Here is a 20,748-nt window from a genome sequence, read left to right as displayed (position 1 = left end):
GCAAAAAGGCCCGAGTAACGACTACAGAATGAGGGTGGATAATCTCCCGTTTTTTGCCTGTGTACGGGCTCAAAGTGGGAGATTATCCACCCTCGTCATTTAAGTGACCAAAAATCCTCTCTCGTTTTATTTGAGCCCGGGCAGCTTGGTAAAGGGGAAGGACTGCTCGAGGAACTCGGAGCAGCGGGCGTAATCTTTGGCAAAGTAGCTGCTGTAGAGCGAATCGAGTACGTATTGCACGGCGATGTGGCTGGCAAACTGCGTGATGCGGTGGCTCAGGCTCTCGATATCGCTTACGGTGAGATATGCCGCAAAGCCGGGGTGAATGCGGGCACAGTATGGCGTGCCGATGACGATGACCGGGACATGTCGACTGCAGAGGATCGGCAAGATCTCCTTGAGGTTGGGGGCAAGGCCGCTGTAGGAGATGACGATTGCCACATGGTCGGGGCCCGAGGCGAGCGCCGTGCGCACTTGGGCCTCGATATTGTCGTAGCACGTTGAGCTCTTACCGGCGGAAAGCAGGCGATCGCGGAACATTCCCGCCGGATACAGGTTGTGCGAGCCCGTGTAGATGTCCACGGTGCCGGCGCGTAAGACGAGCTTGGCGGCGTAGTCGAGCTGTGCCGGGTCGAGGATTTCGCGCGTCTCGGAAAGCGTGGTCTCGTACAGTCGCGCCATGCGCTCGGAGATCTCCTGGGCGCTGGAGGTCGCATCAAAGGGAAAGTTGATATCCACCTCGGGGGCGGAGTCTGCGCGCGAGGCTGCGCGCATCAGCTCGACCTTGAGTTCTTTGAAGCCCTCGAGGCCGAGCTTTTTGCAAAAGCGGTGGATGCTCGCAACGGAGACATTGGCCTGGCGCGCAAATTCCTTAATGGAGAGCCCGCGGACGTCCTCGCCCATGGCGAGAACCGTCTGCCCGAGCTGCTGCTCGGTGGGGGTGAGCTCCTTGCCCTGCGTGATCTTGCGCTTGATGTCCATATGACTCCTATGCGTTCGTGTCGCTATGTATCAATCATAGCGGTAAACAAAACGCCGGGGAGCAAGCCCTTTCTATGGTCCGCCGTTCTAACGAACGGCGGACCGCTTGACGCTGCGCGGGCCCCAAGCACCCCATCTTGCCGCTCAGCTTCGACGGCATGGGCAAAAGCCCTATGCCGCCTTGCTTCGTGGCAACCTGGGGCACTTGGAACCCGCTCGCTGACTTAGATTCAACCAAGGATTTTGCCTTGATTGAAGTGGGCTTCGATGCCGTTAGCCAAGCAGGCGCACGGGGCCGAGCAGGCCGCTGGGTCCGGAGGGTTCGGTGAGGGCGAAGATGTCGGGGATGGCGTGGTCGAGGGTGTTGATTACATCGATTGTGAGCGCATGTTCACCGGCGGCAAGGGTGCCGAGCTCAAAGCGGTAGGGCGGACAGATGCGGCAGCCCAGATCCGCGCCGTCAAGTGCGACCGTGGCGGTCTCAAAGACCTCGCCCAGGTCGAGCGCGGCGCCGGCGAGGTTCTCAGCAACGGCAAAGCTTGCCTGGTAGCGGAAAGTGCCTGCCTTGCCGGGGAATTCGGCGCAGGAAAGATCGTGCAGGTCGCCAAGCTCGACGGCCTCGTCAAAGACCAGGTGCGTGGCATCGGCGTCGGGCGTGGCAAAGGAGACGTTCCAGGGGCCGTCAACGCGCATGACCTCACGCTCGGCATCGGAGTTTCCGCGCTCGGCGGCAGCGGGCGCCTCGGCCCCGAGCACCACAATGCAGCTCTCGTAGGGCGCGAGCTCAAGCGTGCCGTCAAAGGCGACGGGTGCGCTGCCGTTGAGCAAATCGAGGCGCACGCCGTGCACGGGCGCGCCGTCTGCGAACTCAACATGCGTGTGAATGCCCTGCTTGGGATGCTCGTTTACCAGCATGAGGTAGCTCTCGCCGGCGCGGTCGTAGCGAAGCGCGCGCAGCCACGGCTGCGGCTCGGTGCACGACACGGTCTGCATGCCGGCTGCGGCGAGCACGCTCGCAAGCTCGGAAGTGGCAACAACACGCACACGTGCAAGCTCGCTGGCCTCCACGGGGGCAAAGCCCGCGCGGCTGGCAGCTTCGCCGTCATAGCGCTTGCTCGGCAGCTTATCCAGGGCATATACGCCAGCGCCTGCGGCCGCAGCGCGCGCGGCAAAGTTGAGTACGGCCCCGCCGGCATATTCGGCGCCGGGCATCACCAGACAGCGGTACGCCTGGCCGTTCACGCTAAAGCCGCTGCTGTCTGCGGCGAACTCCACGGAGTAGCGTTCGGTATCTTCAAACGACTCGGCCGGCACGATATCGAAATCGATCTGCGCGCGCACGAGCTCGGCGGCGGCATGCTGCATAAACGAGGCCTCGCCCGCCCACTCGGCATCGGCGTGGTACAGAAGCGCCACCGGCGTGGCGGCCCGCCCGCCCGAAAGCAGGCTCGAGGTGCGGTTCATGTAGCTCATGAGCTTGCCAAAGTGCGCAAACTGGGGGTTCTGACCGTGCGCGTAAAAGTGCGGCGGGCAGTCGAAATCGGGGAAGGCGGCCATGCTAAAGGCGTGTGGCACAAACCAGTTGACGCCGCGCACCATAACGTGGTCGGCGATCCACTTCATCTCGCGCAGGCCCTCATGCCAGCCAAAGGCGCCAAATACCTCGGCCATGCAGCAGCCCTGCTTTTTGGGGTCGAGATGCGCTGCCGAGGAGCCCAGCTTGGGCAGCACGTAGTTGTAGAACTCCAGGTCCCACACGCCGCGGCCGTAGGAGTGGAGCCCCCGGTCCATGCCGGGGATGAGCTGGTTGATCACGATGTCCACGCCCGCCATGTCCTGGCCGCCCACGGCGCGGAAGTAGTGGCCGGCGCCCACACCCAGGCGCGCGTGGCAATCCTTGTCCTCGATCACGTGGCCGATATACTGCACGCCGTGCGCGCGGCACCAGTCGCCGAGCTGGTCGCAGAAGCACTCCTTGTAGAGCGTGCTCGCAATGTCCATGTACGCGTGGCGCACGTGCGCGCCGGCGTCCTTGCGATCCCACAGGTGCGGGAGCTCGTCCAGGTAGCGCTCGCCCAGCGCCGCACGCAGGCGGCGCTCGAGCTCGGCCGACCAGGGCAGGGGCGCGGTGGCCTTACCGATGAGTGTGTCGGAGATGCCGTTGGCGCCGGTGACGCCCTTCTCGTTGGCAAAGCCGGGCTCATCGGAGAAAAAGCCCAGGATGGTCTTGCCAAACTCATCGCCCAGATGCGCAAAGTGCGGCTTGTACACGGCATCGATGAGCTGCGCCACCGAGGCACGGTCGACCATGTTGATGTAGTCCTCGTTGTAGGAGGTCTTGCCGCTCGTGAACATCACGCACGCCTGCGTGGTGCCGGCCGGTGCGTCAAAGACCAAGCGGCAGGGCATGCCGTGCTCGTCCTCGATTACGCGGTGCTCGACCTCGACGGTGCGCCCTTCCTGCATAAACGTTACGCCATAGAAGCGCTCCGTCTTGTCGAACATGTTGGTGAGCGCGATGCTCGCCTGCGGCGTGGGGCCCACCACGTCGATGGTGCGGTGGGTGAGAACGATCTTGCGGAGCTCGGGCGCCGCCTCCTTGACGGCGCCGTTGGCGTATCCGGTGGGAAAGTGCGCATCGTCTAAGATCCAGATTTTGAGGCCCAGCTGCTTGCACGTGTCGATCACAAAGTGCAGGTCGCGCCACCAGCCCTCATCGCAAAAATCGGGATGCGGGCGGCTCTCGAGGCAGACCTCGTGGATATCGGCGCCGGCAATCTTCTCCAGATATTCGGCAATGGTCTGTTGGTCCTCGCCCTTCATCCACAAAAACGGGAGCACGTGGTTGTCATAGGCACCGTTAAGCACCTGCTGGTAGTATGCGGTCATGGATCCTCCTTGCAAGCCGATGGTGGGCAGCGTATGTTGCATGACTCCATTCTGGCGTGCGGGCGATGGCGTGCTAATATCCAAATCACGACAGAATATGACCGAATCAACGATTGGTGGGGCCATGGAGATCTTGGAGCTCGAGCGCCGGCTGAGCGAGCTGAGCGCCAGCGAGAGGCGATATAGGGACGAGGCTCCCTTTGACTGGTCGATCATGACCGAGCGCGTTGAGGTCGATGGACGGTCGGTGCGAAAGATCGGGCAGATGGGGGCGGAATATGCTCAGGCCGGAATGCCAGCTGGCCTGATGATCAGGAGAAACTCGCGCTTTAACGCGGTACCCGAGCATGTGCACGACTACGTTGAGATCAGCTATGTGTACCGGGGGCGCTGTCCGCAGACGGTTGCGGGGGAGAAGCTCGTGCTCGAACGCAACGAGGTACTGCTGCTCGATGCCGCCTGCCCGCACGCGGTGGCGGCGCTCGGCGAGGATGACATCATGCTAAGTATGACCGTTTCACGTACCTTTTTGCAGCGCGGCCTCGAGGCGAGCCTCTCGCGCGAGAGCGCGGTCTCGCGGTTTTTGTTCAACGCGCTCAACAGCGAGACCGACCATCGCGGGCACGTGCGCTTTCGCTGCGGGGAGAGCCGGCGCGTGCGGCGCTACATGCAGGAGATGCTCTGCGAACGCTACGAGCCGAGCCTCAACAGCGCCGAGATCGTTCTGCGCCTGTTTCAGCTTCTGTTGGCCGAGCTCATGGATTGCTACGAGCACGAGCTCGTGCGCGGCGCGGCGGCGGGGCGCGATGAGTCGGGGCGCGCGGCCTCGCTCGTGGCAGGGATGCTCGGCTACATCGAGCGCTCGTTTGCCACCTGCTCGCTCGAGGAGATGGCGGCACGCTTTCATGTGAGCCCTAACTACGCGTCGGCGCTGCTCAAGCAGCATGTGGGAAAGACCTACCGACAGCTGGTCCAGGAGCGCAGGCTCGCGCGTGCCGCGGAGCTCTTGCGCGCGGGTGCCACGGCCGAGGCGGCGGCGCGTGCCGTTGGCTATGAGAACATGAGCTTTTTCTATCGCAAGTTCCGCACCGCCTACGGCTGCACGCCGGCAACATACCGTGGATGAGCAAGGCGGGGCGGGCTTTTAGCTATCGATATGCCACATCTAAATAGGTCGTTTCGTTTCATCCACCCGGGTTGGAGGGTGGCCGTCAGGTCGATTTTTGCCTCGTCTAGACCTCGGTATCAAAAAGTGTCAGCCGGCGGACGTGCTGGGGCGAAAAGAAGTGTCCAATGCGCCGCCTCCGCGCCTTGGGCGCCCGGGCGCGCGCGATACTCAGCTCAGCACATAAAACCCGCTGCGAGGAGGCACATATGGGATTTCCCGAGGGATTCTTTTGGGGCGGCGCCACGGCCGCAAACCAGTTTGAGGGCGCATGGAACGTTGACGGCCGCGGCCCCAGCGTAGACGACCACTTCCTGGGCGGCAGCTACAAGGAGCCGCGTCAGATTACGCTCGACATCGACCCCAACCGCTTCTACCCCAATCACGACGGTATCGATTTCTACCATCACTACGAGGAAGACATCGCGCTCTTTGCCGAGATGGGCTTTACCATGTTCCGCATGTCCATCTCCTGGAGCCGCATTTTCCCCAACGGTGACGATGCCGAGCCCAACGAGGCCGGCCTTGCCTTCTACGACCGCGTCTTCGACTGCCTGCGCGCACACAACATCGAGCCGCTTGTTACGCTTAGCCACTACGAGATGCCCTATGCCCTGGTCGAGAAGTACAACGGTTGGGAGAGCCGCGAGCTTATCGGCTTCTTTGAGCGCTATGCCCAGACCGTGCTCGAGCGCTATCACGACAAGGTGACCTACTGGCTCACCTTCAACGAGATCAACTGTGGCACCCTGGACCTGGGCAACCTCTTTGAGACCAGCATGATTCGCGGCTACGAGGGCCCGGCCTCCGGCGCCCACACCACTCCGCAGCAGCGCTTCCAGGCCCTCCACCACCAGTTTGTGGCGAGCGGTCGCGCCATCCGCTATGCGCACGAGCACTTCCCCAAGCTCAAGATGGGCAACATGGACTGCTTTATCCTGTCCTATGCCGCCACGTGCGACCCGGCCGACGTCCTTGCCACCCAGCAGGAGATGAACACCATGAACTGGTACTGCTCCGACGTGCAGGTGCGCGGCAAGTACCCGTTCTACGCCAAGCGCTTCTGGGCCGAGAACGGCATCGAGCTTAACATCGCCGACGGCGACCTGCAGGACATCGCCGACGGCAAGGTTGACTTCTACACCTTTAGCTACTACATGTCGGGCACCGTGGGCACCCATAAGGACCACGAGATGACCGAGGGCAATATGGCCTTTGGCGGCAAGAACCCCTACCTCGAGAGCACCGACTGGGGGTGGCAGATTGACCCGACGGGCCTGCGCATCGCCCTCAACGAGATCTACGCCCGCTACGAGATTCCGCTGATGGTGGTCGAGAACGGCATGGGCGCCTACGACGAGGTGGAGGAGGACGGCTCCATCCACGACCCGTACCGCATCGCCTACCTCCAGAGCCATGTCAAAGCCATGGGCGAGGCCATCGAGGACGGCGTCGACCTGATCGCCTATACCTGGTGGGGTCCCATCGACCTGGTCTCCGTCGGCACCGGCGAGATGCGCAAGCGCTACGGCTTTATCCGCGTCGATAAGTACGATGACGGCACCGGCACCTACGAGCGCCGCCGCAAGGACAGCTTCTTCGCCTACCAGAAGATCATCAAGTCCAACGGTACCGAGGGCCTGGCTTAATTGACAAGATGAGTGCCACCGGGGAAAGCCTTGGTACGGGCTCGCGATTCGAGTCCCCACCTTAGCATTTGAACCATTTGGCACTATAATCACCATAGGCATGCGCATAACGTTGCGCTTGATCAAGAGGAGAAAACGTATGGGTCTGTTTGACATGTTCAAGAAGAAGGCTGAGCCCGCGGCTGCCGCTGCTCCGGCCTCCATCTCTGCTTCTGCCGGCGCCGACGTGCTGTGCTCGCCCGTCAAGGGCAAGGTCATCAAGATGGCCGACGTGCCCGATCCCGTCTTTGGTGGCGAGGTTCTGGGCAAGGGCTGCGCCGTGTGGCCCGAGGACGATCTGGTCTACGCTCCCTGCGACGGCAAGGTGACCGTCACCATGGGTCACGCCGTGGGCCTGCAGTCCGATAGCGGCATCGAGGTTCTGGTGCACGTTGGCGTCGATACCGTCAACATGAACGGCGACGGCTTCGAGGGCTTCGTCAAGGCCGACGACGTCGTTAAGGCTGGCCAGCCCATGCTCAAGATCGACCGCGCCAAGATCGCCGCTGCCGGCTACAAGGACTGCGTCGTGGTGGCCGTGTCCAACACCGCCGAGTTCGCCGACGTCGAGCTCGCCGTCGAGGCTGACTCCGCTGTCGCCGCCGGCGATGCCATCGTCAAGGTCGTCCGCAAGTAGTCTGCGGCAACATAAGGGTGTTTTGGGGTGGTCGGGTTATCCGGCCGCCCTTTTTTATTGCAATGCGGCGGAACGTTTTATTGCGCGTTGGGCGGACCGGTAAACCGTTCGGACGTTAAATCGAGCCGACTGCGCCTTTGCTTTGCCGGGGGTGTTCGTTATCGGCTAATATGGCCTTATTGTTACGACGCGCACCGCGTCGGGAAGCGCGGTGCCGCTTGTTGGGAGGAATGTCATGAAGAAGAAGCTGCTGCTTGCGCCCCTGATGGCTGTTCTGGTCGCGTGCGTGGTTGTGCTTTCCGGCTGCGGAGGTCCTTCGGTTGAGGAGCTCATCACCGAGGATCTTACGACGCTGTTTGACGAGGTCAAGAACGGCGGCGACGACTTCCTCGCCGGCCTGGAAGAGGCCTCGGGCGACGAGTTCGAGCAGCTGGGTATCGATCCCAAGGAGTACGCCAAGAGCTATCTCGAGGGTTTTGACTACAAGATCGGTGACGTGACGGTCGACGAGGACAAGGGCACCGCAACTGCCGAGGTCACCATTACCTGCAAGTCCATGAACCAGATCGTTGAGGATTTTGCCACCCAGTATCAGGAGAAGGTCGCCGCGCTCGATTCGATGCCTTCCGATGACGAGCTGTACAAGATGGCCGGTCAGGTTATGGTCGATGTGACCAAGGCTGCTAAGACCAAGGACACCAAGGTCACCTTCAAGTATTCCTGCAATGACGATGGCGAGTGGTCTGCCGACGATTCCGCAACCACCGAGATGATGAATGCGATGATGAACTAGGGGGGTTACGCGGGCACCAGAGCGACAACTTGTCATTCAAAGAGGACGGCATGACCAGAAGGTCTATGCCGTCCTCTTTTCATGCCAATTTGTTCGCTCTGGTGCCCGCTCGCTGTCCGTCCTCTACCTGCGACGTTGCCATGGTGCTGCACTTGGGGGCGTTCCTTTTCTGCCGGCAGTTGGGGACATTTCTTTGGTGCGGGGGACGGCTAAAAGAGTTCCGTCCCACATTAGCTGCCCGTGGGAGGGATGGGCGGTTACTCGCCCAGTACCAGCGCCGTGAGCTCTGCCTGGGTGTCCACCACGTAGTCGGCGCCGGCGGCTTCCAGCTCTGCGCGGCCGCGGAAGCCCCAGCTGACGCCCGCACTCTTAAGGCCGGCGTTGTGGCCGGTCAGGATATCGACATTGGAATCGCCCACATAGAGCGTGGTTGCCGGATCGGCACCCAGCTCTTCCATCACATGCAGCGTGACGGGTGCTTCGGGCTTGGGCGGAAACGCATCGACACGGCCCTGCACCAGCGCAAAGCGCTCGGAACCAAAGTATTTCTCGATAAGCGGAGCCGCCGAGACGTGGTCCTTGTTAGTGAGTACGGCAAGCTGCACACCCGCGGCGCGCAAGCGGTCGAGCATCTCGATCGTGTCGGCATAGGGGGCGGTGTGGTCCTCCTTGTGCTCGCCGTAGTAAGCCCTAAACTCGGTAAGCGTCTGCTCAAACATACGGCCGTCGCCCGCATACTCGGCGGGCATAAAGCGCTCAACCAGCTTGAGCATGCCGTTTCCCACCTTGTAGCGGTACTCGTCGACGGCAAACGTAGGCCAGCCGTGCGTCTCGCAGGTATGGTTGCCGGCGGCCGCCAGGTCCTCGAGCGTGTTGAGGATGGTGCCGTCAAGGTCAAAGATCACGGTGGAAAAAGCTGCCATAGGTACGCTCCCATCTATATAGCTCACGCAAACGGCAACCATAATAGCGCGTGCCGCCCAGCCGGGAATGGGCGGGTCAAAAGTCCCGCGGGGGCATTCGGGCCGCTCAATCTTGTGGGTGGGTTTGGTTCGTCAGCGGCCTGGTGGCGATAGAGGTTGCCTATAGGCGGTTATCCGGGAGCCATATGGCTCGGATATGGCGGTTTTTGTGTAGTGCATTGACCAATTTACCTGCGGTAACGTACACTTCCTCCGTTAAAAAATAGAAGCCGGAGCACGGGTGCGCGCGAGCGCATAAAGGGGAATCGGGTGAGAATCCCGAGCAAGGCGGTTACTGTGTGCGGGCGCGCCCGCGAGCCAGATTACCTGCCCGCGCTCTTCTCGAAACCGAGGGCCTTTCTGTTTGCCGCTGGATTCCGGTCTACAAGGGGTGCTGCTGAGCGTGTGTTTTGCTGCCGATAGGGTGGCTGACGTGCGCCTTTGTGCTGCCGGGGTATCGCCTGTCCCGCCTTCTTCGCCATGGCTCTATTGCAGGTTCGCGAAAGAAGGAGAACGGGTGACGCGAAACAACATTATGCTCAAGCGCCTGGGGGCCGCTGCTTTCTCGGTGCTGCTAGTCTGGTCGATGCCGGGTACGTCGGCATTTGCCGAGGGCGTGGCAGAGATCGCTGTGCAGGCGCAGGCCCAGGCCTCGCAGCAGGCGGATACTGCCGAGAATGCCGACGAGTCGAGTTTCACTGCGGACGAGCAGACGGGTGCTGAAGGCGCCGAGGCGTCGGCGGACGAGGCAAGATCCGACGTTGCTCCGTCTGCCGATGAGGGGCTTGCCGCCATGCTGAGTGCGGACGGGCAGAACGCCGCTGCGGTGAACGTCGACGATGACGACGCCGATGTTCAGCAGGCACGTGACGTGCGCGTTGCCAAGGCCGGCGAGACCATGACGGTCTCTTCTGCTGGCGAGCTGCCTACCACCATCGAGGCTGGGGCCGTCGTGAGGCTTACGGCGGATATCAGTCTTGGCGCCGACCAGCAGATCGAGACCGTGGCCGGCACGCTCGATGGCCAGGGCCACAGCATCGTGCTTAACGGCAAGGCACTTGCGAAGAGCGTGACTGGCACGGTGCAGAATCTGGGCGTGACGGGCCGGGCAACCATGGGCGATTATGAGGGCGCCCTTGCGATCAATTGCTCGGGAACCGTGCAGATGTGCTGGTCGACGGTCACTTTGAGCGATGGCGGCACTTGGGCCGATTACGGTGGCCTGGTGGGAACGCTCAACGGTGGGTCTGTAATCAACTCTTACGTTTCCGGATCGATGTCGGGCTATTTCGCTCATGGTCTCGTTTGCCGGTATAGCTCCGGTGCTATGGTCAACAACCTCTTCACCGCGGGCGACCAGGCTTGCGGTTTTGGCAATGATTCTTCCTTCGGCAGCAAAATCTCTGTCGACGACCTCAAGACCCAGGCCTCGGTCGATAAGCTCAACACCGATGCTCCTGCCACCGGCTTTAGCTGGTCTGCACAGGGCGGTTTGCCCGTGCTGGTCTCGGGCGGTGCTGCGGTCGTCGTGAACAAGGATGCCCTTAAGGCTGCGATTGACGATGCCAGCGCCAGGGTCGAGGGCGACTACACGGCCGAGAGCTGGTCGAAGCTCGCCGAGGCCCTTGTGAGCGCCCAGGACGTCTACGCCAACGACGATGCCGCACAGGTCGAGGTCAACGGCGCAACCAAGGCGCTCACCGATGCCATTGCCGCACTCGAGAAGCCCAAGCCCACCGAGCCCGTGGCTCGGCCGCAGAACGTAGTGCGCCTGAGCTCGCAGAGCGACCTCGAAAACAAGTTCAAGCCCGCCGACGCCGACGCCTACTACGTTCTCGACAACGACATCACCATCGATGACAGCTGGTTCTTTGCCCCCATGGGCATGCTCGCGGGCACGCTCGACGGCCAGGGCCACACCATCACCTTCGCCAACGGTGGCGGCGTGAAGTCGCTCATGGACGGCGTTGCCTCCACGGGCGTGGTGCAGAACATCTCGTTTTCCGGTGAACTCAAGCAGGCGACGGACGGTAAGGCGTTCGGCCCCCTGGGCAACAAGGTTCAGGGTGCCGTGCTCAACTGCTCCACGAGTGTGACCGGCAAGGGCGTTGCGGGCTTTGCGCGTACGCTCGACGGCGGCATCGTGTCCAACTGCGTGTCGACCTCCGAGGGCACAGCGGGCGCGCTGTTCGCGACCTATAGCGCGGGCCAGCTCGTCAACACCTACTGGGGCGCATTCCTCACCAACAAGATGGACGCTCCCGCCTCGGCATTCGTCAACTCCTATGCCGTCGACCCCGCCGACATGGCCACCGATGCCTTCGCCGATCTTATCAACGCCAACTGCGGCGCCAACGGCAGCAGCTGGGGTATCGATAAAAATGGCACGCCGGTCTTTGGCTCGGGCAACAGCTACCAGGCGCCCGAGGACACCACGCCCGCCGACGCCTACACCGTGAGCTTCACGGCCAACGACGGCACCAGCCAGACGGTTGCCGGCCATATGCTCGAGGTTTCGCCTGATGCTGTGGACGCCTACCGCAAACTTGGCGTCTTTGCACTTAAGGGCGTCCCGGCCACGAGCACCATCACCTGGGGCACCGATGACGCCAACCGCGGCAACATCGGCATCAACGAGTCCACGGGAGAGCTCTACGTCTACGACAACGCTACCGGCACGGTGACCGCCACCGAGCGCAAGGCCGATGGCTCCGAGCAGACCGTGGCTACCATCAAGATCAAGGCCAAAGCCAAGCAGTTCGACGACTTTGAGCTGTGGTATCGTGCCTCCGACGGCACCGTGAGCAACGTGACCGATGGTACGGCTACCGTCCAGGGCTCCGAGGTGCGCAACCTCGAGATTCGCGTGCATTACGTCGATGCCGATAAGGGCGAGTACGTGCCCGTCTCGTTCAGCCGCTTCCACTTTGCCTCGAGCGATCCTACGACCATCTACAGCAACGACTACTCGGCCTGCTTTTACTTCAAGCATGCCGGCAGTGCCACGATTACCGTTACCCCGCGCGACGCCGCATCTGCGGGCGCCGGCTCCAAGAGCGTGACGCTGACGTCCGAAGCCGTGGCCGCCACGTCCATCTCGATGGGCTATAACGAGGACGGCGCCACCGTCTACCTGCAGGGCCGCAGCCCACTCTCCGAGCGCGGCGCGTTTTTGACCGATCACGCACGCCCGGTGGTGGCGCCCGACAACGCCACCAACCGCGACAACTTTACCGTGACGAGCAGCGATCCTGCCGTGGCGGCCTACACCACCGCGGGCGAGATCGGCTACACGGCGTACAAGGCTGGCACCACCACGTTTACCGCGACGCTGCCCGACACGGACGCCGATGGCAAGGTCATCAGCGCGTCGTGCGACGTGACTTATGCTTACCAAAATCCGCTTGCGAGCGTGACGGCCGGCACGGACAGCCTCTACCTCAAGGCCGGCTCGGCGCAAAAGCTCGACCTGGCCTTTACCGGCAAGAACGACGCGGACGGCTGGAGCGTGACCGAACCCGGCCTCACCTGGACGTTCAAGACGCTCGACGGCAAGGACGCCTCGGGGATCGTGAGCATCGACCGCAACGAGAAGGGCGCTTGGAAGCACGTCGACGGCGCTCCCGACGACGGCCTGTACGTGGCCTCGAGCGACTACACGGTGACGGCGCTTTCGGCCGGCACGGTGGTCGCGACGGGTACGCCGGTGGACACGACTGCCCCCGCCGAGCCCGTGACGCTTACCATCACCGTGGCCGGTGTGGCCGCGAGCCCCGCCACGAGTGAGTCCGCCTCGGCGGGCATCGACGCTGCCGCTGCGTTCATCGACGCGCGCCGCAGCTCCGACGCCTTCCAGTACGGCGACGAGTGGGAGATCTACGACTTTGCCAAGGCGGGCCGCAAGATCGATTCCAAGCTGCTCGACAACTACCATGCCTCGCTGGCCGAGCACAAGGCCGAGTGGGGGAGTGCGACCTGCGCTCTGACCGAGACCGAGCGTGTGGCGCTGGCTCTCTCCGCCATAGGCAAGGACATCACCAACTATGACGGCGTCAACCTGGTCGAGCTCATCTGCAGCCGCACCGATATGGCGCGCGCCAACGAGAAGATCTTCGCGCTGATGGCGCTCAATGCGAGCGGCTCGGATGCGCCCGCCGGCTCCACCTGGACGTGCGCGAGTCTCGTGGATGCCGTCTGTGAGCTCCTCGGCAGCGACGCGGCTGTGGAGGGTACGCGCCTGGGCGACGTGGACCTGACGGCTATGGCGATCCAGGCCGTGGCGCCTTACGCGGTTGACACCAAGGTCGATGCTGCCATCGAGAATGGCCTCTCCTACCTCAAGGGCAAGATGAATGCGGGCACCTGCGACTTTGGTTCTGCCGAGGCCAATGCCCAGGTGATCCTCGCGCTGCTTTCGCTCGACCGAGACCCGGCCAACCCCGTCAACGGGTTTGCAAATGCTGTGACCAACGTGGTCTGCGCGCTGGACCTGTACCGCGTGGACGGCGGCAACGGCTATGCGCACAGCAAGGGCGGCGCGGCCAACGCCATGGCGACCGAGCAGGCGCTCCGCGCGCTCACGACATATCGTGTCTCCTCGGGAGAGACGATTGCCTGGAAGACGGCCGTGACGGCGGGCAAGGGCTCGAGCAGCAAGGACCCGCAGAAGCCCACGGTGGCGCCGGGCGTCCTGACGCCGGGTGCCGGGTCGGACGGCGGTGCCGGCAACGGGACCGGCGGTTTTGCGGGCGTAATGGCTCCTGTGGCCGCCAAGATGGCCGGTGCTTCCTCGCGCGAGGGCGCCAAGGCAGCTGGCGATTCCAAGGACGAGGCTGAATCCGGCAAGAAGGATTTGACGGAGTCTTCCGTCGCCGGTAAGACAGACAAGAGCGGCAAAAAGTCGGGTACGTCCGGCAAGACCGCCGCGTTGAGCGCCGGCGCCGCCAACAAGGCTGCGGACGCGGGTCCAAACGGCTTTGCTATCGCTGGCGTTGCCGTGGGCATCGTCGGTATCGGGGCCGTCGGCGGCTGGTTTGTCTACACCAAACGCCGCGCGGCGTAGCGAGCCTCTGCCTACCAGGTAAATACTGCAAGGAGTATGGTCTTGCAAAGCGAAGGGCCCTCCTACCGATCAGCTCGGCAGGAGGGCCCTTCCATCTCCTCGCAGTTTGAGTGGGCCAACGTCCCAGTGAAAATGGGCGGGCCGATTGTGGCCGGATGCTGAGCAGCTTGCAGAGCAGCCGCTAGCAAATTCTCGGCAGCTGTTCTCCTACGAGCATGTCGAGGATGCGGGTCGATCCCCAGCCGGTGCGTACGCGCACGGCGGGACGGGCGCCCTCGGCAAGCGGCAGCGCGCGACCGATAATCGCGGCGTTTTCGCCGTAGCGCGCGGCGCGCATGGCCGTCAGTGCGGCATCGGCCTGCTCGGCCGGCACCACGGCAACCATCTTGCCCTCGTTTGCCACCTGCAGCACATCGTAACCGAGCATCTCGCAGGCGGCCTGCACGTCGGGGCGCACGGGCACGGCATCCTCGTCGATCTCCATGGCAACGCCGCTGGCCTGGGCAAACTCGTTGAGCGTGGATGCCAGGCCGCCGCGCGTGGGGTCGCGGAAGCAGCGGGTGTCGGGGGCGGCGGCGAGCACGTCGGCAATCAGATGATTGAGCGGTGCGGCGTCGCTTTCGATGTTGCTCGAAAACGCCAAGCCCTCGCGCTGGCTCATGATGGCGATGCCGTGGTCGCCTAGCGTACCCGACACCAGGATGACATCGCCGGGCCGACAGTTTGCACCGCTGAGCGCTACGCCCGCGGGCACTTCGCCCACGCCGGCGGTATTGATGTAGACGCCGTCGGCACCTCCACGCTCGACCACCTTGGTGTCGCCGGTGATAATCTTCACGCCTGCCTCATGTGCCGTTTCGGCCATGGTCTGAACGATCTGGCGGAGCTTGTCCATGGGATAGCCCTCTTCGAGGATAAAGCCGCATGAGAGGTAGCGCACGTTGGCGCCCGAGGTCGCGACGTCGTTGACGGTTCCACATACGGCGAGGCGGCCGATATTGCCGCCGGGGAAGAACTGCGGCGTTACCACAAAGCTGTCGGTCGACATGGCGATTCGCCCGCTTGCGGGCAGCGCAGCGACGCCGGCATCGTTGCCCGCGAGCAGCTCGGGCGACCCAAAGGCATCCAGAAAGACCTCATCGATAATGCGCTTCATCATCTGGCCGCCGGAGCCGTGGCCCAGCAGGACAGTGCTATCGGTGGCATTACGGGACATATCGAAAACTCCAATCGTGGGTGGTGCCGGTACGTGGGGGCGTCCGGGCTAGTCGCGGTATCTAAAGTACGCCGCGCAGCTGCCTTCGGAGCTCACCATGCAGGGGCCGACGGGGTGTTCGGGCGTACATGCGTGGCCGAACAGCGGGCAGTCGCTCGGCGTGATGGCTCCGCGCAGCACGTCGCCGCAGCGGCACCCGCGTGGCTCGACCGTCGCCTCAACGGGCACATCAAAGCGGGCGCCGGCATCAAAGCGCGCGAATTCGGGTCGGATGGAAAGACCCGAAGCCGCAATCGGTCCCAGTCCGCGCCACGTGGTGTCGCACGGCTCAAACACCTGCTCGACCAGCTGGCGCGCTACGGGATTGCCGTCTGCATTGACGCCACGGCGGTAGGCGTTGTCGATTGCGGGCCTGTGCTCGACAACCATCTGGACCAGCATGCAGATGCCCTGCAAGATATCGACCGGCTCAAACCCGGTGACTACGCCGGGGGTCTCGAACTCATCGACCAAAAACCTAAAGGGTGCCAGGCCCGTGATGGTAGCGACGTGACCAGGCAGGATAAAGCCGTCGATGGTCGTTTCGGGGTCGTTGGAGATCGCACGCAGAGCCGGCGGCGTGGTCTTGTGAGCACAGTAGACCGAGAAGTTCTGGAGCTCGCGCGCGTCGGCCTCTAGGATGGCGGCGGCAATGGTGGGCGTTGTGGTCTCAAAGCCGACGCCCATAAAGATGACCGGGCGTTCGGGATTTTGCTCGGCAATGTCGAGTGCGTCGAGCGGAGAATAGACGATGCGGATGTCGCGCCCCGCCGCCTTTTGCGCGGCAAGCGAGGTGGACGATCCGGGCACGCGCATCATGTCGCCAAAGGTGGTGATGATGGCGCCGTCCATGTTGGAAAGCGCGATTGCGTGATCGATGTCGCGGTTGGCGGTGACGCAAACGGGGCACCCCGGGCCGCTTAGCAGTTTGAGCCCCGTCGGCATAATGGAATGAAAGCCATAGCGGCCAATGCTCACGGTATGCGTACCGCAGACTTCCATAAGGTTGATGCTGCGGTTGCCGACAAGCTCATGAATACGATCGATGAGCTCGCGGGCCAGCTTGGGGTCGCGAAATGCCGAAAAGTCGATACCGGAGCGAACCGGCTGCGCCGCCGCCACTAGTATGCCTCGGCCGGGTTGGTGGCGAGTTGGTCCTCTTCGGCCAGCTCGGTCATGGTATTGACGAGCTCGAGTGTCTCTTGGGCTTCCTGCTCGTCGACAATCTGAATGCCAAAGCCGGCGTGCACGAGAATATAGTCGCCTACCTGTGCCGTCGGCACGAGGCGCAGCGAAATGGGGCGCTCGATGCCCATCATGTCGACGGTCGCCTTAAGGTCGTCGTCGCGTTTGACCACTTTACCGGGAACGGCAAGGCACATAATGTTCCCCTTTTATACGTTTTGCGCTGGACAGGCGCCTAATTACCCATCAGTTGATGGTAGCGCTCGCGGGAGTCACGAGCAAACGCGTTACACCTGTGAGACGGCGGCGCGCAGGCTGGCAAAACAGCCTATCGCAACGCCGTCTACGCGAGGCGAGCGCGAGCGATGGCGGCCTGACCGTAGGCGATGCAGCCGTCGTTGGCGGGTACAGCGTGGGGGACCAAGACGGCAAGACCGGCGTCTTTGAGTTCGTGGGTAAGGAGCTGAAGCAAAAGCCGGTTCATGAACACACCGCCCGAGAGCGCGACGGTATCGATGCCTTCGCGCGCGCAGATTTCGCGTGCGATGTGGGTCGTAGCGTGCGTAATGGCGATGTGAAACCCGAGGGCGAGCCTGTCGGCCGGCGCGCCTGCCTCGATTCCATTCAGAAGAGCTTCGATGAGCGGTTGGGGGTCCAAGATGGGGGAGTCGTCGGCAGACGTGAATACGCCTGTGTGATTGTCGTCGAGACGAACGGTCTTACCGCCGAGCGCGCGCCAGGCGGCGGCTTCGAGTTCTATGGCGGGCTCGCCCTCGTAGGTTGCCTTGTCGCAGATGCCCAGAATTGCTGCCGCGGCATCAAAGAGACGCCCCATGCTGCTGGTGCGCGGGCTGTTGATGCCGTGCTCGATCATGGTGGCTGTCACGCTGCGCGTTTGCTCGTCGAGGCTGCCCAAAAGCCGAGCGGCGCCTGGGTGCTCGAGCAGACCGAGCTCACTGAGCAGGGCAAAGGCGTTGCGGCGGGCGTCGCGCACGGAGGCCGCCCCGCCGGGGAGCGCCCAGGTGCGCAGGTGCGCGGCGCGTTCAAAATCGGCAAGGCCGGCGATAAGAAACTCACCGCCCCATATGGTGCCGTCGGTGCCGGCACCCGTACCATCGAAGGCAATACCGAGGACGCGCGCATCGGGCGCAAGCCGGCCAGCGACAATCGCCTCTGCCATTACGCTCGCGATGTGCGCATGATGATGTTGGATTTCGATTAGCGGCAGACTGTGCTCCCGTGCCCGCTCACGCGCCCACTGGCTCGACAGATAGCTGGGATGCATGTCGCATGCCAGGGCGGCAGGCGTCAGGTCAAAGAGGTTTTCTAGACGTGCGCGGGCGGCGCTCCAGGCATCGAAGGTCGCGCCGTTTTCGACATCGCCGATATGCTGCGACACAAAACAGGCCACATGGCCGTCGGCGTCCTCGCGCGTGAGCGCGATCGTGGCTTTTTGCTGCGGCCCGCAGGCGAGCACGCAGGGTGCAGTGCCGTCGAGCGCCGGCAGCGACAACGGTTGCGGCGCATATCCGCGTGCGCGACGCACAGGCATGACGGTGCCGTCGACCACACGTACCACGGAGTCGTCGTAGCGTGAGAGAATCGCACGGTCGTTGCCAAGTAGCGCGTCGGCGATGCCGGCGGCAACAAGATGTTCCCATGCAAGGGCATCGTCGGTCTCGATAGGTTCCTCGCTCAGGTTTCCGCTGGTCATGACCAGCGCGTGCATGCCATGCGACGAGGCAGCTGCAAGCAGCAGATGCTGAAGCGGTGTATAGGGGAGCATGACGCCGAGCTCGGGTAGATCGTGCGCGACGGATGGCGCGAGTGTAAGGCCGTCGGGGGAATCTCCCTCGCCAACAACACGGCGGCGCAGCAGCACAATGGGGCGGATGCTGCCGGCCAGTAAGTCGCGCTCGGCATCATCGACATGGCACAGGCGTTCAGTATCGGCAAGGCTGCGCACCATAACGGCAAGCGGCTTGTTGCTGCGGCGCTTGCGACGGCGCAGCTCGACCACCGCCTGCTCATTGGCGGCGTTGCAGGCCATATGGAATCCGCCCAGCCCCTTGATGGCGACAATACCGCCGCTGGCCAGCAGCTCGACACAGCGGTCAATAATGGCATCGCTGGTTTCGCGCGTGCTGCCGACGGCCGGCATCGCCCCCGAGCCCTCGAGCCCCATGTCGCCCGCCGCCTCGCGCCAGGTAATATGTGGCCCGCAGTCATAGCAGGCATCGGGCTGCGCATGAAAGCGCCGGTCAAGCGGGTCGCCATACTCTGCGGCGCACTCGGGGCACATAGGAAAGCAATCCATCGACGTGGCCGCTCGGTCATAAGGCAGCGATCGGATGATGGTAAAGCGCGGCCCACAGTTGGTGCAGTTGATAAAGGGGTAGTGATAGCGTCGGTCGGTGGGGTCGAACAGTTCGTGCAGGCAGTCGTCACAGGTGGCGATATCGGGAGAGATGAGCGTCGTGTGCACGGTCTGATCCTGCGACGCTACAATACGAAAGACCTGCTCATCGTCGGCATCCCAAGCGTCGGGCTCCAGGTCTGCAACAGCGACATGCTCAACGCGGGCCGCGGCAGGCGCGTGCTCCGACAGCGCGGCGACAAAGCCGTCGAGTGCCTCGACTGAAGCATGCGCCTCGATGTGCACGCCATCGCCCGCGTTGAGCACCCAGCCGCAAATGCCATGCGCCATAGCCTCGCGATACACAAATGGCCGCATGCCAACGCCCTGCACAATGCCCGTTACATGAATATGCACATGCCGCATGCGACCTTCCTTCGTTGAAACCTGTCCCTTTATGGCAGGTGCGCTGTGGGAAATCCCGCTACAGCCCCAGGCTCTGCTTGGTGGCGGCGCACGTGAGCTCGCCGTGCTTAACGCCGCGCAGCCCCAGCAACCGGTCGGCCAGCTCGTAGACACGCTCGCCGCGACCCTTGAGCGCCAGAATCTCCAGGCAGTTGTGGTGGTCCAGATGCACGTGCATGGTCGAGACGATCTCGTCGGTGTAGTCGTGCTGCACCTCGTCCAGACGGCGCGTCAGATCGCCGGTATGGTGGTCATAGATCATGGTGAGCGAACCGATGACCTGCTCGTCGGGCGTGCGCATCTGCTGCTTAGCGATCGAGGCGCGAATCAGATCGCGTACGGCCTCGGATCGGTTGGCCACGTCACCGCGGCGCGCGATCTGCTCGTCAAAGCGGCGCAGCAGGTCGTCGGGCGCGGTGACCGAAAAGCGGACCAGCTCGGAGCTGGAGCCGCTGCAGCGGCAGCTCGCATCGTCGTCCACACCGTGATCGTGCGTGTGCTCGTGCTCGGCCACGTTACACCAGTTTCACAGAGCCGACGGAGTTGTGATCTGCCTCGATGGCCTCCTCGTAGCCCTCGAGCGCATCGTGCGCCTCGTGCAGCGCAGACATGGCGGCCTCGAGCTTGGCGCCAATGCGCTCCATGTCAAAGTTCTCGGTCGCGTGCAGCAGCTGATGGCTCCACTCGTGAGCGAGCTCAATGGTGTCGTCGACCTGCTTGACGCTCATGGCAAGCTGGCTCATGTTCATTCCAACATCATGCATGGGAAATCTCCTTGTGTAGGCGGTAATCCGGCGGTTCAGATTTTACTACGCCCGCTCTGCGCGCCACTGCATAAGAAAACGGGTGCGAGTCTGTGCGACTCGCACCCGTTCACTGGGGGCTGTTTGTGACTACCATACTATCCGTGGTCGCACGCGCCGCACCCGGCAGTCCGGCGAGCGGTACAAAACCGCTCATGGACGGCGGGTAAGTAACAAGCGTATTACAGATGCTTCTCCAGCAGCGCCTGCAGCCTCGCCTTGGGCAGAGCGCCGACCGAGCGGTCGATCTCCTCGCCGTTCTTAAACACAATCAGCGTGGGGATGCTCATGACGCCATACTTCATGGCCAGGTCCTGGTTGTCGTCGACGTTGCACTTGGCCACAGCCAACTTGCCGGCCAGCTCGTCGGCAACCTCGTCTACGATGGGCGAGAGCGAGCGGCAGGGGCCGCACCACGGGGCCCAAAAATCAACCAGTACGGGCAGGCTATCGTTGACGACAGCGCCGAAGTTCTCGGGGGTAATCTGCTTAATGTCAGCCATGGTG

At 63.0% G+C, this 20,748-nt stretch carries 15 protein-coding genes and 1 riboswitch; of the genes, 5 read left to right on the top strand and 10 right to left on the bottom strand.

Annotated features, from left to right (window positions below; all coding sequences use genetic code 11):
- Positions 1 to 126: 126 nt before the first annotated feature.
- Positions 127 to 981: a MurR/RpiR family transcriptional regulator gene (locus tag DXD24_RS06730; protein WP_117564529.1), complete on the bottom strand. Its 855-nt coding sequence runs from the start codon at positions 979 to 981 to the stop codon at positions 127 to 129.
- A 273-nt stretch (positions 982 to 1,254) separates the two neighbouring features.
- Entirely contained in the window at positions 1,255 to 3,870 is a 2,616-nt protein-coding gene (locus DXD24_RS06725; protein WP_158548949.1) for a glycosyl hydrolase, read from the bottom strand.
- A gap of 124 nt (positions 3,871 to 3,994) precedes the next feature.
- On the opposite strand from DXD24_RS06725, the gene DXD24_RS10025 reads away from it, so the two are divergent.
- The 4 genes from DXD24_RS10025 (at position 3,995) to DXD24_RS06695 (ending at position 8,153) form a co-directional block, all read left to right on the top strand.
- Positions 3,995 to 4,996, top strand: a complete 1,002-nt coding sequence (locus DXD24_RS10025; protein WP_158550167.1) for an AraC family transcriptional regulator — start codon at positions 3,995 to 3,997, stop codon at positions 4,994 to 4,996.
- A gap of 248 nt (positions 4,997 to 5,244) precedes the next feature.
- Complete coding sequence (locus tag DXD24_RS06705) at positions 5,245 to 6,684, top strand: glycoside hydrolase family 1 protein (protein WP_117564532.1); 1,440 nt, start codon at positions 5,245 to 5,247, stop codon at positions 6,682 to 6,684.
- A 139-nt stretch (positions 6,685 to 6,823) separates the two neighbouring features.
- On the top strand, positions 6,824 to 7,360 hold the full coding sequence (locus tag DXD24_RS06700) for a PTS glucose transporter subunit IIA (protein ID WP_055310775.1): 537 nt from the start codon (positions 6,824 to 6,826) through the stop codon (positions 7,358 to 7,360).
- A gap of 235 nt (positions 7,361 to 7,595) precedes the next feature.
- A complete protein-coding gene (locus DXD24_RS06695; RefSeq protein WP_117646425.1) occupies positions 7,596 to 8,153 on the top strand; it encodes a hypothetical protein in 558 nt (185 codons plus the stop codon).
- Positions 8,154 to 8,410: 257 nt separating this feature from the next.
- Here the strand turns inward: DXD24_RS06695 and DXD24_RS06690 are convergent, their stop codons facing one another.
- Positions 8,411 to 9,076: an HAD family hydrolase gene (locus tag DXD24_RS06690; protein WP_199407992.1), complete on the bottom strand. Its 666-nt coding sequence runs from the start codon at positions 9,074 to 9,076 to the stop codon at positions 8,411 to 8,413.
- Between the two features lie 261 nt (positions 9,077 to 9,337).
- Positions 9,338 to 9,465, top strand: a riboswitch (cobalamin riboswitch).
- 167 nt (positions 9,466 to 9,632) lie between these two features.
- Between DXD24_RS06690 and DXD24_RS06685 the strand changes: the two genes are divergently transcribed.
- Positions 9,633 to 14,177 carry an FIVAR domain-containing protein gene (locus DXD24_RS06685; RefSeq protein WP_117564535.1) on the top strand — a complete coding sequence of 1,515 codons (4,545 nt, stop codon included), beginning with the start codon at positions 9,633 to 9,635 and terminating at the stop codon, positions 14,175 to 14,177.
- 181 nt (positions 14,178 to 14,358) lie between these two features.
- Here the strand turns inward: DXD24_RS06685 and hypE are convergent, their stop codons facing one another.
- The 7 genes from hypE to trxA form a co-directional block, all read right to left on the bottom strand.
- On the bottom strand, positions 14,359 to 15,393 hold the full coding sequence (hypE, locus tag DXD24_RS06680) for a hydrogenase expression/formation protein HypE (RefSeq protein ID WP_117564536.1): 1,035 nt from the start codon (positions 15,391 to 15,393) through the stop codon (positions 14,359 to 14,361).
- A gap of 48 nt (positions 15,394 to 15,441) precedes the next feature.
- Positions 15,442 to 16,554 carry a hydrogenase formation protein HypD gene (gene hypD, locus DXD24_RS06675; RefSeq protein WP_117646423.1) on the bottom strand — a complete coding sequence of 371 codons (1,113 nt, stop codon included), beginning with the start codon at positions 16,552 to 16,554 and terminating at the stop codon, positions 15,442 to 15,444.
- Positions 16,554 to 16,814, bottom strand: a complete 261-nt coding sequence (locus DXD24_RS06670; RefSeq protein WP_117564538.1) for a HypC/HybG/HupF family hydrogenase formation chaperone — start codon at positions 16,812 to 16,814, stop codon at positions 16,554 to 16,556. The genes hypD and DXD24_RS06670 overlap by 1 nt, the downstream gene beginning before the upstream one ends.
- A 146-nt stretch (positions 16,815 to 16,960) precedes the next feature.
- Positions 16,961 to 19,399, bottom strand: a complete 2,439-nt coding sequence (gene hypF, locus DXD24_RS06665) for a carbamoyltransferase HypF (RefSeq protein ID WP_117646422.1) — start codon at positions 19,397 to 19,399, stop codon at positions 16,961 to 16,963.
- Positions 19,400 to 19,457: 58 nt separating this feature from the next.
- Positions 19,458 to 19,952: a nickel-responsive transcriptional regulator NikR gene (gene nikR / locus DXD24_RS06660; RefSeq protein ID WP_233502350.1), complete on the bottom strand. Its 495-nt coding sequence runs from the start codon at positions 19,950 to 19,952 to the stop codon at positions 19,458 to 19,460.
- A 1-nt stretch (position 19,953) separates the two neighbouring features.
- Entirely contained in the window at positions 19,954 to 20,202 is a 249-nt protein-coding gene (locus DXD24_RS06655) for a hypothetical protein (protein WP_117564540.1), read from the bottom strand.
- A gap of 221 nt (positions 20,203 to 20,423) precedes the next feature.
- On the bottom strand, positions 20,424 to 20,744 hold the full coding sequence (gene trxA / locus DXD24_RS06650; protein ID WP_117564566.1) for a thioredoxin: 321 nt from the start codon (positions 20,742 to 20,744) through the stop codon (positions 20,424 to 20,426).
- Positions 20,745 to 20,748 lie beyond the last annotated feature (4 nt).

This window comes from Collinsella sp. TF12-2AT (assembly GCF_003436735.1).
In the GTDB taxonomy this organism is placed as follows: Bacteria; Actinomycetota; Coriobacteriia; order Coriobacteriales; family Coriobacteriaceae; genus Collinsella.
This window is presented reverse-complemented; position numbering and strand designations above follow the sequence as displayed.